This is a genomic window from Hufsiella ginkgonis (assembly GCF_009834915.1).
GTDB classification, from domain to species: domain Bacteria; phylum Bacteroidota; class Bacteroidia; order Sphingobacteriales; family Sphingobacteriaceae; genus Hufsiella; species Hufsiella ginkgonis.
The window spans coordinates 1199690-1216001 of record NZ_WVHS01000002.1 but is presented as its reverse complement, the minus strand read 5'-3'; the positions used below and the strand labels follow the sequence as shown (position 1 = coordinate 1216001).

13 protein-coding genes are annotated in these 16312 nt (G+C 50.4%); 6 read left to right on the top strand and 7 right to left on the bottom strand.

All coding sequences use genetic code 11. From position 1 onward, the window contains the following. Positions 1 to 25: 25 nt before the first annotated feature. A complete protein-coding gene (locus tag GS398_RS12135) occupies positions 26 to 613 on the bottom strand; it encodes a precorrin-2 dehydrogenase/sirohydrochlorin ferrochelatase family protein (RefSeq protein WP_160907012.1) in 588 nt (195 codons plus the stop codon). A gap of 88 nt (positions 614 to 701) precedes the next feature. Further along, positions 702 to 2795 (bottom strand): nitrite/sulfite reductase, encoded by a 2094-nt coding sequence (locus tag GS398_RS12130; RefSeq protein WP_160907011.1) that lies wholly within the window; start codon positions 2793 to 2795, stop codon positions 702 to 704. 163 nt (positions 2796 to 2958) lie between these two features. Here GS398_RS12130 and GS398_RS12125 point away from each other — a divergent pair, with 163 nt between their 5' ends. Next, positions 2959 to 3924 carry an isopenicillin N synthase family dioxygenase gene (locus tag GS398_RS12125; RefSeq protein ID WP_160907010.1) on the top strand — a complete coding sequence of 322 codons (966 nt, stop codon included), beginning with the start codon at positions 2959 to 2961 and terminating at the stop codon, positions 3922 to 3924. A 94-nt stretch (positions 3925 to 4018) separates the two neighbouring features. After that, complete coding sequence (locus GS398_RS12120) at positions 4019 to 4645, top strand: Uma2 family endonuclease (RefSeq protein ID WP_160907009.1); 627 nt, start codon at positions 4019 to 4021, stop codon at positions 4643 to 4645. A gap of 6 nt (positions 4646 to 4651) precedes the next feature. Here GS398_RS12120 and GS398_RS12115 read toward each other — a convergent pair whose 3' ends face one another. Together GS398_RS12115 and tilS are read right to left on the bottom strand one after the other, a co-directional pair. Next, the gene (locus GS398_RS12115) at positions 4652 to 5131 is read right to left on the bottom strand and encodes a hypothetical protein (RefSeq protein ID WP_160907008.1); all 480 of its coding nucleotides are present in this window, start codon (positions 5129 to 5131) and stop codon (positions 4652 to 4654) included. 2 nt (positions 5132 to 5133) lie between these two features. Continuing rightward, positions 5134 to 6471, bottom strand: a complete 1338-nt coding sequence (tilS, locus tag GS398_RS12110; RefSeq protein ID WP_160907007.1) for a tRNA lysidine(34) synthetase TilS — start codon at positions 6469 to 6471, stop codon at positions 5134 to 5136. Positions 6472 to 6523: 52 nt separating this feature from the next. Here tilS and GS398_RS12105 point away from each other — a divergent pair, with 52 nt between their 5' ends. Then, on the top strand, positions 6524 to 8536 hold the full coding sequence (locus GS398_RS12105) for an OstA-like protein (protein WP_160907006.1): 2013 nt from the start codon (positions 6524 to 6526) through the stop codon (positions 8534 to 8536). Positions 8537 to 8575: 39 nt separating this feature from the next. On the opposite strand, the gene GS398_RS12100 is transcribed toward GS398_RS12105, so the two are convergent. The 3 genes from GS398_RS12100 to GS398_RS12090 all read right to left on the bottom strand — a co-directional run bounded on the left by GS398_RS12100 (position 8576) and on the right by GS398_RS12090 (position 12906). Beyond that, positions 8576 to 9304, bottom strand: coding sequence for a head GIN domain-containing protein (locus tag GS398_RS12100; RefSeq protein WP_160907005.1), 729 nt, complete (start codon positions 9302 to 9304; stop codon positions 8576 to 8578). Between the two features lie 78 nt (positions 9305 to 9382). Then, positions 9383 to 11038 (bottom strand): M1 family metallopeptidase, encoded by a 1656-nt coding sequence (locus GS398_RS12095; RefSeq protein ID WP_160907123.1) that lies wholly within the window; start codon positions 11036 to 11038, stop codon positions 9383 to 9385. A gap of 2 nt (positions 11039 to 11040) precedes the next feature. Next, on the bottom strand, positions 11041 to 12906 hold the full coding sequence (locus tag GS398_RS12090) for a CocE/NonD family hydrolase (RefSeq protein ID WP_160907004.1): 1866 nt from the start codon (positions 12904 to 12906) through the stop codon (positions 11041 to 11043). Positions 12907 to 13047: 141 nt separating this feature from the next. On the opposite strand from GS398_RS12090, the gene lpdA reads away from it, so the two are divergent. The 3 genes from lpdA to GS398_RS12075 all read left to right on the top strand — a co-directional run bounded on the left by lpdA (position 13048) and on the right by GS398_RS12075 (position 16265). Next, positions 13048 to 14451 (top strand): dihydrolipoyl dehydrogenase, encoded by a 1404-nt coding sequence (gene lpdA / locus GS398_RS12085; RefSeq protein WP_160907003.1) that lies wholly within the window; start codon positions 13048 to 13050, stop codon positions 14449 to 14451. A 95-nt stretch (positions 14452 to 14546) separates the two neighbouring features. After that, positions 14547 to 15563, top strand: a complete 1017-nt coding sequence (gene murB, locus GS398_RS12080; RefSeq protein ID WP_160907002.1) for a UDP-N-acetylmuramate dehydrogenase — start codon at positions 14547 to 14549, stop codon at positions 15561 to 15563. Positions 15564 to 15725: 162 nt separating this feature from the next. Further along, positions 15726 to 16265, top strand: coding sequence for a sigma-70 family RNA polymerase sigma factor (locus GS398_RS12075; protein ID WP_160907001.1), 540 nt, complete (start codon positions 15726 to 15728; stop codon positions 16263 to 16265). Positions 16266 to 16312: the final 47 nt, after the last annotated feature.

Sequence of the window (16312 nt, the reverse complement as noted above, 5' to 3'; positions counted from 1 at the left end):
TGGGGTATTGGTGCTTGGTAGATTTTTAATTCTCCGTATCTGTTTTTTTACCGAGAATGGAAGTGATCTCGTTCAATTGCTTTACCTTTTCGGTAAAATCGCCCGAAAGCGTCCCCCGGATCCGCTCGATATTGTTTAAAACATCGTCAATCTCAGCCGGGAAGCTCTCATTAAGTATGTCTTTTACCCGTTTGGCAACGGTGGGCGATTTCCCGTTGGTAGAAATAGCGATCTTCAGCGCGCCTTTCCGTACGACCGAACCCAGGTAAAAATCGCATAGACCGGGGGTATCGGCCACGTTCGTAAGGATGTTACGGGAAGCGCAGTATTGTTTGATTTCGGCACTTACCGCTTTGTCGTTTACGGCGATAACGGCGATACGCGTATTTTCGAGGTCGCTTTCGCGGAAGGAGCGCTCCTGGAAAGGGATGCTTCGGGCCAGCAGGAACTCTTTTACCTGCGGGTTAATGCGGGTAGCAACCACGCTTACCCTGGGATCGGGGCAATTCTCGTAGAGTGCCGTCAGCTTTTCGAGCGCCACATTTCCGCCGCCGACCAGTAAGAGCCGCAGCGACTCGAGTTTGAGGAAAACGGGAAAAAGGGGGTTGGACATGGGAGGGGTTATCAGTTATCAGCGGTCAGTTACCAGTGCCGGTATGGCGCCATAAAGATACTGATAACTGACCATTGATCACTGACCGTTAAATCAGTTGTCCCCGCCGGAACGCCATCGCATCCTTATTAAACAGTTCCGCCTGCTCCATATAATATCGTGCGAATTCGGCCGAAGGCTCCTGCTGGTTGAGCTGGTAAACGAGCGCCGCAAAAGTTACCGGCAGTGTAAACCGGCCGGTAGCAACCAACAGCTCGTCGAAACTCTTTACAATGCCCGCCTGCGAGTTGGTCTTAACCTCTTCGCTGGTTAGGATCGCTTTAGCGGTATTAATGAAAGAGGTATAGGTGTAATAGATCGAGTCGGCATAGTCGTGCGAGGCCAGGGCGGCAGCCGAATTAGCGAGCTTTTCGTCGCTTTCGGCCAGCAGGGTGGCCACCAGGTCGATCATTACGCCGGCGCACTCGCCTACGCCGATGGCGGTTTCGTAAGGTTTATCCTGCTCCCAATCGATATAATCGGCAGGGGTGATGTTTTCATGGCTGGCGAGCGGGTTTAACAGGTCGTAGAAGTAAATTTTCCCCTGGCGTGCATAGTACTGGTTAAACAGCTCGCCTTCCGCTGCATGTTCGGTATAGTCGTTCAGCAGGGTACGCAGCACCGCAGGTCCGCGGCGGCTGGGTACTTTTATCACCTTGTCGGAAACCGTACCGTGCCCGTTCCCGGTAGGCCCGCCGCCAAGCAGCACCTGCAAAGCGGGTGCAACCAGCTTGTTGACCTTCATGCTCGAGCCGTGAAAACCGATGGCGGCCATTGCATGCTGGGCGCAGGCGTTGATACAACCGCTTATCTTAATGGTAATGTCTTTATTGTAGATCAGTTCCGGGTATTCTTCGAACATTACCCGTTCCAGTTCCCGGGTGATACCGGTGCTGTTTGAAATGCCCAGGTTACAGGTATCGGTTCCCGGGCAGGAAGTGATGTCTACCACGCTTTCAAAACCCGGTTTTGCGAGCCCCAGCTTGTTTAATTCTTCAAATAGATAGGGAAGGCTCTCCGTGCGCACGAACCGCAGCAGGATGCCCTGCGTATTGGTGAGCCGTATGTCATCGGCCGCCGCGGTGCGCACCAGGTTGGCCAGCTTACGCGCAACGGGCGTTTTTATATCCCCGTTTTGCACTTTAATGCCCACGGCATGGAATCCTTCCTGTTTTTGGGTGTACACGTTGCTCTTAAGCCATTGCTCGTATTTCAGCGGATCAGCCGGCGGCGTTTCAAGCAAAATGGCCGGCGTATTCACCTTTTCGGGTGCAACGTGTGCGATCTTAAAGGTTTTGTTCTTTAAGGCAAGCTGCTCTTCAGCCGCCAGGCGGAGAAATTCTTCCAGCCCAATTTCCTGCACGAGGTATTTCATGCGCGCTTTATGCCGTTTTACACGTTCGCCATACCGGTCGAATATGCGAAGTACAGATTCCCCGAACGGGATGATCTGGTCCTCGTGCATAAACTCGCTCACCACCTCCGCAAGGTGCGGCTGTGAACCAAGTCCGCCGCCAAGCACTACCTTAAAACCGCGGACCTCTTTTCCATTCTCTATGCGGATCTTGGGGATGAACCCGAGGTCGTGCATAAAGGCATAGGCGGTATCTGATTCTGACGAGGAAAAGGCGATCTTAAACTTCCTGCCCATTTCCTGGCAGACCGGGTTGCGCAGAAAATACTCGAAATAAGCCTGCGCATACGGGCCGACATCAAAAGCTTCACCCGGATCGATGCCCGCCATGGCAGAAGCGGTTACATTGCGCACGGTATTCCCGCAGGCTTCCCGCAGGGTGATGTCGTCCTGCTCCAGCTCCGCCCATAACTGCGGGGTGCGGTCGAGACTTACAAAGTGGACCTGGATATCCTGGCGGGTGGTGATATGCAGGTTACCGGTGGCGTATTCATCGGATACATCCGAGATCCTGTCCAGCTGCCTGGTACTCACCTTGCCGTAAGGAAGCTTGATCCGGATCATCTGCACCCCGGGCTGACGCTGGCCGTACACGCCCCTGGCTAACCGGAGGCTGCGGAACTTCTCGTCGTCTATCTTTCCTTCGCGGAACAGGCGGATCTTTCTTTCAAGGTCGATAATGTCGCGCTCAACGACCGGATCCTCCAGTTCTGTTCTAAAACTTTGCATAATCTATAGAAATACTATTTTAAGTGCAATGATACAGTTTTCGGCCATGAAGATAAAATATTTGAAGTTGATCATGAGGGAAATGACGTTAAAAACATATATCGTGTTTTATAGGTTCCTTGCAAATACAGTATATTCGTTCATTTAACTAAAACCGTCAGCTATGTCAGCAGAAATTAATATTCCACGACTTGATCTTAATGATTACATCCACGGTACGCCGGAACAGAAAAAGCAGTTCTCCGATGATATCGGCAAAGCCTTTAACGATACCGGTTTTGTAACGATCGCCAATCACGGGATGACGCAGGAGTTAATGGACGCCCTTTACGCAGAGGTGAAGAAGTTCTTCAGCCTGCCCGAGGAAACAAAGCTAAAATATGAGAAACCGGAGCTTGCCGGGCAGCGCGGATATACTAGCAAAGGAAAGGAGAAGGCAAAAGATTCCAAAACTCCCGACCTGAAAGAATTCTGGCAGCGCGGGCAAACGGTCACCGACGGGGACCCGGTAAAAGCCGAGTACCCGGACAACGTGGTGGTGGAAGAGCTTCCGGCGTTTAATGAAACAACCGCGGAAGTGTATAGCCGGCTGGAGTACGCGGGAAAATTCCTGCTTCGCGCCATTGCGGTTTACCTTGGCCTCGACGAGAACTATTTTGATGATAAGGTACATAACGGGAACTCGATCCTGCGCGGTATTCATTATTTCCCGATCGAAAACCCGGACGCGCTTCCGCCGGATGCGGTACGTGCGGGCGCCCACGAGGATATTAACCTGATCACGCTGCTGATCGGCGCCAGTGCCGACGGCCTTGAGGTATTAACCCGTGAGGGAAGCTGGTACCCGGTAAAAGCGCAGGTGGCCGACATCGTGGTGAACGTAGGCGATATGCTGCAGCGCCTTACCAATAATAAACTGGTTTCTACTACCCACCGCGTAGTAAACCCGCCGCGCGAACTGATGAAGACTTCCCGCTACTCGGTACCGTTCTTCCTGCATCCCAAATCAAAAATGGACCTTACCAGCCTGGATTCCTGCATCGACGATGAACACCCTAAGGCCTATGCTGACATGACGGCAGGGGAATACCTCGATGAGCGCCTGAGAGAGATCGGCTTAAAGATGTAGCCAAGAATCACGAAAGCGCCCTTTCTTAATTTCTTTTAAATTACCAAAATTAACTATTGTTATAATATTGGTTGATTTATGCTTTTATTTGTGCATGAAATGGCACGAAGACGAAGCGCATAATATGCTGCATGATCCCGCGGAAAACTACCCCAGGCAAAAAATGACGATAGAAGAGTACCTGGAATTAGATAGGAGTTCGCCGGAGAAACATGAATATTTCGAAGGCGGGGTGTTTAAAATGGAGGGAGCGAATTTTACGCATGGGCAGATCATAGATAACACGAATGTCCAGCTTCGGCAAAAGCTGAAAGGATCGATCTGTCAATCGTATACGTCGAATATGCGAACACATATTCGCGAAAACTCTTTATTCACCTATCCTGATCTGTATGTAATTTGCGGGAAGCCGTTCTTCCTCAATAACGATGAGTGCAACTTGTTAAATCCCACGGTGATCATCGAAGTACTCTCTCCATCGACGCGAAACTATGACCGTGGCGCGAAGTTTAAGCTTTACCGGGATATCCAGACCCTGAAAAGCTATATCCTGATCGATTCCACCGCTATTCACGTAGCGTGTTACCATAAAGACCCGATGACGGGCTGGGGCGATTCGAAAAATTACACGGCGCTCCATGAAGCAGCCTTGTTTGAGCACTTAAATGTTAAGGTCCCGTTGAAGAAAATCTATGAGGATACCAGGCTGGCAGCGGAGTAAGCCGGGTTAATCTTTACGCGCCCATTCTTGCCGGATTGCCTGTTCGAGCTCGGCGGGGCTTTGCGTGCCGATCACATACATCAGCCCGTCCCGGTCGGTAAGCCTGATGGCTTCGCGGCCGCCTGCATAAAAACGGATCTTGCCCTTCTGGTGAAGGTTGTACACCGGGTTGTTGATGATGTAGGTGCTATAGGGCGTACGTTCAATTTTGACGATGCTCTGGAGGTCGATCTTTACCAGCTTGGTGGTCCATAAGCCGTCGAGGATCACGCTTTTATTGATCACGGTAGTGCGGTAATGCAGCATAAACATCATGATCACAGAAGCTACCAGCGTACCGCAGCCCACGAGCAGGAAGAGGTCGCCGCGTTCCTCGGTAATGTAATACGCGGTAAAACAGAACAGGATCACTACCAGCCTGATACTAATGCGGGTATAATCCCTCCCAACATATTGTTTCTCGGTGAAGACGGCGGTATTTTCCATGATTATTTGACCGTTTCGAATATAGTAACTTTTTTAGTATGCTGATTAATTTTATACCTGTCGTCCATACGCCATCCCGCGACCCAGATGATCTCACCATTGCCATTAACCAGGACCGCGATCGCTGATTTCTGGTTCAGCGGTATTTTCTGGCTGGTAAAGAAATCACTTAGTTTCTTTTGTCCTTTCATCCCCAGCGGGCGAAATACATCGCCTTGCCGCCAGGAACGGACCAGGAGCGGGTATACAAGTCTTTCGGTATCGGTGAAAGCCCTGGTCGTTTCGGAAGTGAACATGGTGTTCTCCCTTTCCCTGGTAGTTTGAGAGAATACCAGGCCGTTCCAGGTAATCATCGCATCGGTTGCCTGCAGTACCGTTACTCCTGCCGGATCGTTTTCTTTCACCGGGCTTAAGAAGAGATATTCGCGATCAGCCAGCAACTGATGAGTTTTCGACCGGAAGATCTTTCCGCTGCATGTCGGTAAGCTGCCTGCCAGGTCGTCCAGTACCGCAGCACTGAAGCCGAACGGCCTGAAAAGGCCAAACCACAATAGCTTGCGGGGATGCAAGGTCATTAACCGGGAGATGTTGATCTTTATGAACGGGCTTGTTTCTGAAAACAGCTCTTCCCGGAGTTTATCAACCTGGTAGTTAAGAAATTCTTCCAGCTCCGCGAAATATAGCGCGCCGCTTTCAAAGGTGTTTTCCAGGTCGGGGTTTAATGTTTTCAATACCGGGATCACCTGCCGCCGGATTTTATTCCGGGCATATTTTACCGAGAGGTTCGAGCTGTCTTCGCGATAGGCCAGCCCGTTTTGAGCCGTCAGCTCGTCGATCTCGTCCCGTTTAAGGAACAGGAGCGGGCGGATCAATGACCCGCGCTTCGCCCTGATGCCATGGAGGCCGGCGATTCCCGTTCCCCTGGTAAGGTTTAACAGCATCGTTTCCACGGCGTCGTTCCTGTGGTGAGCAATCGCGATAAATTGATAGTCGTTGGCCTTGCGGATTTCTTCAAACCAGTCATACCGGAGCTCGCGTGCCGCCATCTGTACGGAGATCTTCCGCGTCGCCGCAAAAAAACCGGTATCGAAATGAACTGTATAGAACGGTACCCCGAACCCGGCGGCAAGTTCCCGGGTAAACGCCTCATCGCCGTCTGATTCCGCGCCCCTGAGGGTAAAATTACAGTGCGCAATACCAAACCGGAAACCCGCTTCGTTAAACAGGTGCGCCATCAGTACGGAGTCTTTTCCACCGCTTACTGCCAGCAGGATTTGGTCGGAAGGATCAAAAAGCCGTTGTTCATGGATAAAATCGCGGAAGGCAGGAACTGGCAGCATTGCTCAAAAATATTTAATTTAATATCCTTAGCCAAAAAACTAATTTTGTAAGGTGAAAAAATGGTTCCTCCTGTTCATCGTGTTTATTGGTCTCTCTTCGGCTTATGCGCAGCAGCCTACACGAATCAGCCTGTTGTCTTCAGACCAGGTGCAGGTAACGAATAACAACAAGGATTTGCAGCATATCGGGCACCCGATTGCCCAACACGACGGGTCGACGCTCGCTTCCGACAGCGCCAACCTGAACTTAAAACTAAATACCTTCGATGCTTTCGGTCATGTGGTGATCACGCAGCCGGACGGAACGGTGATCTATTCAGACCTGCTGAATTACGACGGCAATACCCACGTTGCGGTGCTTACCAATAATGTACGCCTGGTAGATAAAGATGGGGCCGTACTTACCACTAATTACCTCACCTATAACACGTCTACCAAAATCGGTACGTATATAAATAACGGAAAGATCGAGAATAAAGGCGATGTGCTTACCAGTAAAACCGGCTATTATTTTGTAAATACCAGGGATGCTTATTTTAGGTATAACGTGGTAATTACCAACAAAGATGCGGTGGTTAAGGCGGATACGATGCGTTATAATACCGGTACTTCGATGGCTTATTTTTATGGTCCCACTCATATTTATGGAAAAGAGGACACCATTCACACAGATTTCGGTGATTACAACACCAAAACCCGGCAGGCGCATGGCTACAAGAATAATCTCTATCAACAGTCCACTAAGTTTTTGAGGGGTGATTCGATCTTTTACGACGATATCAAAGGCTTTGGTCGGGCAAGCCGTAATGTAGTTTTCCTGGATACCGGTTCTCAAAAGATCATGTTATACGGCCAGAAGGGGTTTTATAACCGGCTGGATTCAAGCGCGCTCATCACTGAGCATCCTTATGTGATCTTGCTCACCCAGGATTCTTCAAAGGTGGACTCCATTTACATGACCGCCGATTCGCTGTACACCAGGCTGATCGAGAAGCGAAACTTTGTCCGCGTATCGATGGAGCGTTTCGATCCGGATGAAGGCGAAACCGTTTCGGATGAGCCTGATCCCGCCGACAAGCCGCGACGACTGCTGCCTGTAAAGAAGCCGGCGCCTAAGGTAGTCGCCCGGCCGGTGGAGAAAAAAAAATCGCGCAAAGAAAGAAAGCAGGAGAAGAAGAACAAGAAGAGCGAAGCGGAAAACCCGCCCGCACCGGCGGTCGATTCGGTGGCCGTTAAATCGCCTGTCGCCGATTCCGCCAAAGTGGCGATACCCAGGGTCCGACCCAAAACGGCTGCGCAGATCGCGGATTCGATCCGGGTCGACAGCCTTCGCAGGGATTCTGTAAAGCTATCGCTCGATACGACCAAAACACGGATCGTGCTGGCCTATCACCATGTAAAGATCTTCAAATCAGACCTGCAATCGGTGTCGGACTCAGCGTTCTACAGCTATAAGGATTCCATCATTCGCAGTTATGGCAAGCCGATGATCTGGTCGCAGGGGTCGCAGCTGTCTGCAGACACGATCTACATGCAGCTAAAAAACAAGAAGCTGGATAATATGCTGCTCCGTCGCAACGGGTTTATTGTGAGTACGGAAGGCGACTCCCTCGAATTTAACCAGGTAAAAGGCAAGGTGATCACCGGGTATTTCCGGAATAACGAGCTGCGGGAAATGTACGTGGACGGTAACGCCGAAAGCATCTACTTCATCAGGGATAGTCTCCTGAAGCCCACTTCGCTGAATACTACGACGGGCAGTGTGCTGAGGATCAATTTTGGCGACAAAAAGCTGAAAACGGTAACCGGCGTACATAAAATGACCGGGCGCGTGATCCCCATCGAGGATGCCCGGGAAAAGAAGCTGAAAGGATTTTTATGGCGGCCCAAGGACCGGCCGAAGTCGAAAGATGAGATCGTGCCGCCGTCGCCTAAAAAGAAAACGCCGGCGAAAGCACCCGTAAAAGCCCCTGTAAAAAAGCCGGCGGCAAAGCCTGCCGCAAAACCGACAGGTAAAGCGCCTGCCCAAAGTACGGACACGAAAAAGCCGGCAGCAAAACCTTGATAAGCGGTTCACTGCCGGCTGGTTGAACTTAGTTAAACGTTATATTTTCTTTACGCTGCCCGAGCCGCTTTTTACCATGCTCACCTGTGCGTTACCCGAATATCTTACAGATCCGGATCCGCTAAGTTTGGCATCCAGTGTTTTCTCGGCCGCTACATGTACTGATCCCGAGCCGCTCACTTTTACGCTGGTGGAAGAAGTGCTGAAGTCGCTTCCCCTAAAACCGCCGGAGCCGCTTACCAGGATGGACGCATCGGTTGCCGAACCTGCAATAGAGATCGAGCCCGAGCCGCTGATCACCGCGTTATAGTCTTTGGTATCTGCAGACAACCGGATACTACCCGACCCGCTTACGACGGTGTTCAGTTCGGCGCTTTTCAGGCGGTCTTCCACGGTGATCGACCCGGAGCCGCTGCAGGTTAACGTGCTTAAGGAACGGGCAGTAACGTAAACATTCACTTTCCCGGTATTCCAGCCCCAGTTCATGCCACGTTTAGTGCGGATCACCAGGATACCTTTTTCAACCACCGTTTCGATCTTGGCCAGCACTTCACTGTCGCCTTCGATCTTGAGTGATTCCTGGCTGCCGATATTAACCGTCACGTTAAAACTTCCGCCGGAGGCGATGCCGTGAAAGCCTGAAACCTGGCGCGTTTCACTATCGGAAGGCGTATGTTTAATCACCGGGTAAATGGTCCGTGTTCCTGCCATGGTAAAGAACGGGATCAGCAGCATAAGCCAGCCAAGAGAAGTTGCAATTTTTTTCATGGGAATTTCTTTTAGGTTGTTTGATTTAAAAGCCATCAGCTTTTCTATTAGACGATTGTTCCTAAAAAAGGTTGCAAACTAAATGGCGGTTGTTTTGATATAAAAGTTGTCGGTATCAATAACCAGCGGGCTGGCGGCGTCTTTAACCGAGCTCTTTCCCCATTCGGTGGTAGGGGTGATCCAGGTCCAGCTCCCTGTTTCGCCAAACTTTACTTTTATCGGCATCTTGAAGTCTTTTACATCAGTTGCCCAGCGGAACAACACTTTCCCGTTTTCCTTTTTATATTCAAGGTCCGGGATATTCGGGTAGCGCAGGTATTGGTCGAATACCGGCTGCAGGTCTTTACCCGATTTTTTGGTGATATAGCTTACCACTTCCCCGGTGGTAGTGGTTTTCAGACCGAGGTCTTTATTTAACCCGCGGAGGATGCTTCGCCATTTTTCATCGTCGTTGATCACCGACCGTACCGTATGCAGCAGGTTCGCACCCTTGTCGTAAATATCGGCGCCTTCGCGGTTCACATTATAGGGGCCGATCATGGGGGCACGGTTCCGGATCCGTTTCCGTACGCCGGCGATGTATTTGGCGCCGGCTTCTTTGCCTTCCTGCGATTCCACGAACAGGCCTTCCGAGTACATCGTGAAACCTTCATGGATCCACATATCGGCGATATCTTTAGCGGTGACGTTATTGCCGAACCATTCGTGGCCGCTCTCGTGAACGATGATGTAATCCCATTTCATACCATACCCGGTACCAGACAGGTCCGAGCCGAGGTAACCCTTCATAAACTTGTTGCCATAGGTAACTGCCGACTGGTGTTCCATCCCGAGGTAAGGCGCTTCCACCAGCTTATAGCCGTCGCGGTAAAAAGGGTAGGGGCCAAACCAGTATTCGAAGCTTTTCAGCATGGGCTTCACATCATCGCCGAAGTGTTTTTGGGCTTTCCCGAGATCCTCGCGCAGTACATAGAAATCCAGCGTAAGCGGGCCTTTTTCGCCCGCGTAGGTGTCGCTGAAATGTGCATAATCGGCAATGTTAATGCTCACCGTGTAATTATTAATGGGGTATGACACGAACCAGTTAAATTTGGTATACCCATCGCCGGTGTCCTGTGTCGACCTCAGCCGGCCGTTACTCACATCCATCAGCCCTTTTGGCGCAGAAATACTGATCAGCATGCTGTCGACCTCGTCGGCCTGGTGATCTTTGGTAGGCCACCAGGAGCTTGCGCCGAAACCCTGTACCGCGGTCGCCACCCAGGGTTTGCCCGCCTGGTCCTTTGAAAACACGAAGCCGCCATCCCACGGCGCACGCCGGGCCACTGCCGGGTTGCCGCTGTAGATCACGGTGAACTCGTCTTTCGCACCCTTACGGATCATTTGCGGGAAGTCGACAAACACCGCGTTAAATTCGCGGGTATAAGTCAGTTCAGCGCCCTTATACAGGATCTTTTCAATCTTCATGGCTTGAAAAAGGTCGAACTGCAGGCGCTTGAAATCCTGCGTGGCCGTAAATTTGAACAGGTTGGTGCCGTTAATAAATTTCTCGTCGATATTCACCTTCACATCCAGGTGGTAATAGTTAATGTCGTAACACGTTCGAAGCGGGGTCAGCATCCCGCGGAGCGTATCCGCCCGGGTAAATTGCCTGGCAGGTCCGCCGAGCTGCGCATACGAGGGTAATGTAAAGGCGGCTCCGGTGAGCAAGGCCAGGGTAAAAAGTTTCTTCATCATTATTTTAAGATCTCAAAGTCAATATAACTGTCGCCAAACACCTTATGTGTGGCCTTTATGTAGTCGCTTTCGTTTGCTTTGTAAGGATTAGCGACAAATTTCTGCGGATTACGCGCCATCAGGGGAAACCAGGTGCTTTGCACTTGTATCATGATGCGGTGACCTTTCTTAAAAGTGTGCAAAACATCCTGCAGCTTGAAATTTACGTCGGTTTTCTGGTCAGGAATAAACGGTACAGGCTTCTCGAAACTGTTACGGAACCTTCCCGGCATGATCTCCGAACGTACCATCTGCTGGTAATTGGCCAGCAAAATATTATTGTTCGGCATGTAAGCGTGATTGGGCTCGTCGGGCGGGTAAACATCGATCAGCTTTACGATCCAATCGGCATCGGTGCCGGTAGTGGCCACCTTCAGGTGCGACATGATCTCGCCGCCAAGGGTGACGTCGTTCGTAAGCACTTCCGTTTGGAACACCAATACGTCAGGTCTCTTACCGGCAAATCGCTGGTCTTCACTCATATAATTATGCGGGGTAAAGCCCATGGTGGTGGTATTGTCTTCGGTATGCGGCACGGGTTTTAGCGGATCGCTGACAAAAGATACGAAGCTTGCTGCCGGAGACGGCGCCGTACCCAGCTTACCGTTACTGTTCAGGAACATTTTCTGGTGGACGGCCGCGGGAGATGGCCATTTATCGAAAGTTTTCCACTCTTTTTTACCAGTGTCGAACATATAAGCGTTGGGCAAACCGGAGTTTTTGTCGCCGCTGCCTTTCAGGAAATGATGAAAGAACTTTGCCTCGATGCTGCGCTGGTAAAACGTGGCGATACTGTCGCCAAAGTATACATTGCTATGCAGGGTGTGCCCGGTTTCGCGCGACCAGCGGCCATGCCCGAACGGTCCCATCACCAGGGTGTTATAGGCCGAAGGGTCTTTCTGCGCGATGGTCTTGTAGATCGCGAGGGGACCGGTAAGATCTTCCGCATCGAACATGCCGCCTACGACCATTACTGCGGGCATCACCTTCCCGTAATGTTTCGGCAGGGAGCGTTTCTGCCAGAACTCATCATAATTAGGGTGGTTTACCGTTTCCTGCCAATAGAAATTATCTTTATAAAACTGGTCGAAATTTTTAAGCGGCCCCATATCGAGTAAATACTGGTAGCCGTCTTTGGTAGGCGTTTTAATGGTTTGGTGGCTGTACCACGATTTGCTGGTGGTATCGGTTTTCTGCACACCAAACGTGGGGAATGTAAAAATATAACTCTCGAGAAATGCACCGTTATGGTGAAAATCGTCGAAGAAGAAATCAGAAATGGGCGCCTGCGGCGAAGAGGCCTTTAACGCGGGGTGGTTGGAAAGGATCCCGGCGGCGGTATAAAATCCTGGGTATGAGATCCCCCATTGACCTACGCGCCCGTTGTTAAAAGCTACGTTCTTAACGAGCCAGTCAACGGTATCATAGGTGTCTGAACCTTCGTCTACGTCGGTTTTACTTTTTTTGTCATCGATCACAGGAGTCATGTTCGTCCACTTTCCCTCGCTTTTCCACCGTCCGCGCACATCCTGGTATACCGCGATATATCCTTCCTTCATCATGATCTCCGACGGGCCCAGTTTTGCAGGAAATTTGTCTTCCCCGTATGGAGCTACGCTGTAGCAGGTACGCTGCATGATCATCGGGTACTTCTTTTGCGCCGAAGCGTCTTTAGGCGTATAGATCGCGGTGAACAGTTTCGTGCCATCGCGCATGGTGATGTACACTTCTTTCTTGGTGTAATTCGTTTTGGCGTATTGGCTTTGCGCGAACGCCGGATGGCGGGAAATAAACAGGATAAGTGCTATCAGCAGGGTTTTCTTCATCAATAAAGGGTTATGAATGGACTAATTTACAAGTAAATCCCGTTTCGCGCAGGTCTATCTTAATTCTGTTACAAAAGCCGGGTCCATAAATTGGGGTGCCCCTGAAAATTCTTACCTTTGCGGCGAATTAAATCTATTTACATGCAATACGACGTCGTAGTGATCGGGAGTGGTCCCGGGGGATATGTAGCCGCCATCCGCTGTGCTCAGTTAGGGTTAAAAACCGCTATTATCGAAAAGTATGCTGCCGTTGGCGGAACCTGTCTCAATGTGGGTTGTATCCCTTCGAAGGCGTTGCTCGATTCTTCAGAGCATTACCACAATGCTGCCCATACTTTCGGTATACATGGCATTAAGCTGAAAGACCTGGAGGTCGATCTGCCGCAGATGATCAGTAGGAAAAGCCAGGTTGTGGCAGAAAACGTGGCCGGTATCGAGTACCTTTTCAAGAAAAATAAGATTACCCGTTACCAGGGCCTTGGCTCTTTTAAAGATAAGAACACGATCAATATCACCAAGGGCGACGGCACCGCCGAAACCGTCACCACCACGAACGTGATCATCGCCACAGGTTCCAAACCTACGGCGCTGCCTTTTCTCCCGATCGATAAAAAGAGGATAATCACTTCTACCGAAGCCCTTAACCTGCCCGAAGTACCCAAGCACCTGGTGGTGATCGGCGGCGGTGTGATCGGCCTCGAGCTTGGCTCCGTATATGCACGCCTTGGCGCGAAAGTGACCGTGATCGAATTCCTCGACTCGATCATCGCTACCATGGACAGATCGCTGGGCAAAGAGCTTCAGAAATCGCTGACCAGGATCGGTTTCGAATTCCTGCTCAGTCACAAGGTGACCGGCGCAACCGTGAAAGGAAAAAAAGTAACCGTTACGGCCGATAGTCCTAACGGCGGAAAAGTAACGGTAGAAGGCGATTACTGTATCGTAGCAGTAGGCAGAACGGCGTACTCAGAAGGCCTGGGTCTCGAAAATATCGGCCTTGCCGCGGAAGAACGCGGTAAAAAGATCACCGTGAACGACCACCTCGAAACCTCGGTGAAAGGGGTATACGCCATCGGCGACGTAATAAAAGGCGCCATGCTCGCCCATAAAGCAGAAGAGGAAGGCGTATTTGTAGCGGAAACCATTGCCGGTCAGAAACCGCATATTAATTATAACCTCATCCCTGGTGTGGTCTATACCTGGCCGGAAGTGGCCAGCGTAGGGTATACCGAAGAGCAACTGAAGGAGAAAGGGACCGCTTATAAAGCAGGTTCGTTCCCGTTCAAAGCCAGCGGGCGGGCGCGGGCGAGCATGGATACCGACGGTTTTGTAAAAGTGCTGGCAGACGCCTCTACCGACGAGGTGCTGGGTGTACATATCATCGGTCCCCGTGCTGCCGATATGATCGCAGAAGCGGTTGTCGCTATGGAGTTCCGGGCCTCCGCCGAAGACCTCGGCCGGATCAGCCACGCACATCCTACCTATACCGAAGCGCTTAAAGAGGCCGCATTGGCAGCTACCGCGAAAAGACCTATACATATTTAGTGATCAGCGATCAGTTATCAGTGGTCAGTCCCTGCTACGCGCCTACGGAACTCATAACTGACAACTGACAACTGATCACTGATAACTGACAACCAATGATCCCCATACACGAGCATTACTCCCTGAAAAACCTGAACACGTTTGGCGTGGCGGCCTCTTGCCGTTGGTTCGTGGAGATCAATGAGGAGGGCGACCTGCAGGAGCTTTTTAGTGATCCGCAATGGCTCAGCGTTCCGCGACTGGTATTGGGAGGCGGCAGCAATATCCTGTTCACGCAGGATTTCGATGGATTGTTAATAAAGATCAATATTCCCGGGATCAATTATGTGGAAAACGGCGACGACCTGTTTGTTACCGCAGGCGCCGGGGTGATATGGAACGATTTTGTTAATTACTGCGTGGATCACGGGTTTGCCGGTGTGGAAAACTTAAGCCTGATCCCCGGCTCTGTAGGGGCTTCACCGATCCAGAATATCGGTGCCTACGGCGTAGAGATCAAAGATGTGCTCCATTCCTGTGAGGCTTTCGAGATAAAAACCCGAGAGACACGGCATTTTACAAACGAAGACTGCCAGTTCGGCTATCGCGACAGCATTTTCAAAAGCCGGGTCAAAGGACAATACATCATTACGGCGGTCACCTATCGCTTATCGCGCCGATCCGCCATCAATACCAGTTACGGCGCAATCGCGCAGGAGCTTGGTAATCGCGGCATAGCGCACCCTACCATCAGCGACATCTCAAATATAGTGTCTGCCATTCGCGTCAGCAAGCTTCCCGATCCCTCAACCATCGGCAACGCCGGCAGCTTTTTTAAAAATCCGGTCATCGAGGTAGACAAATTCAGACAGTTACAGTCTGCTTTTCCAGACATTGTACATTTTTCTGTATCCGATGGCATGGAAAAACTCTCCGCAGGCTGGTTAATTGAAAAAATTGGCTGGAAAGGTGTAAAAATCAACGAAACCGGTACCTGGAAAAACCAGGCCCTGGTACTTGTTAATTATGGAAACGCCTCAGGAATAGATGTTTATAACCTGTCTGCCGCAATCATCCAGGATGTGGAAAAACATTTTGGCATTACCCTCGAAAGGGAAGTAAACGTCTTTTAGCCTTGCCGGTCCCGGTTTCTCTATACGGTATTAATACCCGTCTTTACCGGGAAAAGTACTCGTTTCTGCTCATTTGCATAGTTGTTGTATTAAAACGATCACAGGCCGGAAAGTACGCCTGAATAAAAAAAGATTGTTTGACATCACCTGACCTCTAACATTATGACAAAGATCGAATTCAACACCATGGTAATGCGCCAGACCAGCTCCCTGAAAATGTACGCTTTACATTTTACACATGATGCAGATGATGCCAACGACCTGGTACAGGATACCATGCTGAAAGCCATAACTTACTATAACAAGTTTAAAGAAGGTACCAATCTTAAAGGATGGCTCTATACCATTATGAAGAACACCTTCATTAATAACTACCGCAGGTTTGTAAAGATCAGCTCTTTTGTGACCAAATCAGAAGAGATTTCATCCGCTAACCTCGTGTTCAGCTCTACCAAGAACCAGGGTGAATCGAAATTCATCATGGACGATATCAAGATGGCGCTTGGAAAACTGCCCGAAGAATATTATGTGCCATTCAGCATGTATTTCGAAGGACACAAGTACCACGAAATTGCCGATCACCTGAACATCCCGATCGGAACCGTAAAAACAAGGATCCACGTTGCCCGCAAGCTGCTTAAGAAAAGCTTGAAGCCGTATGATAACGGCGTAAAAAAACCGGTGTACGCAGAGATCGATTAATCAGCCCCCTTTTCTAAACTCATCATATGAAGCGCGCAGGATCCCAA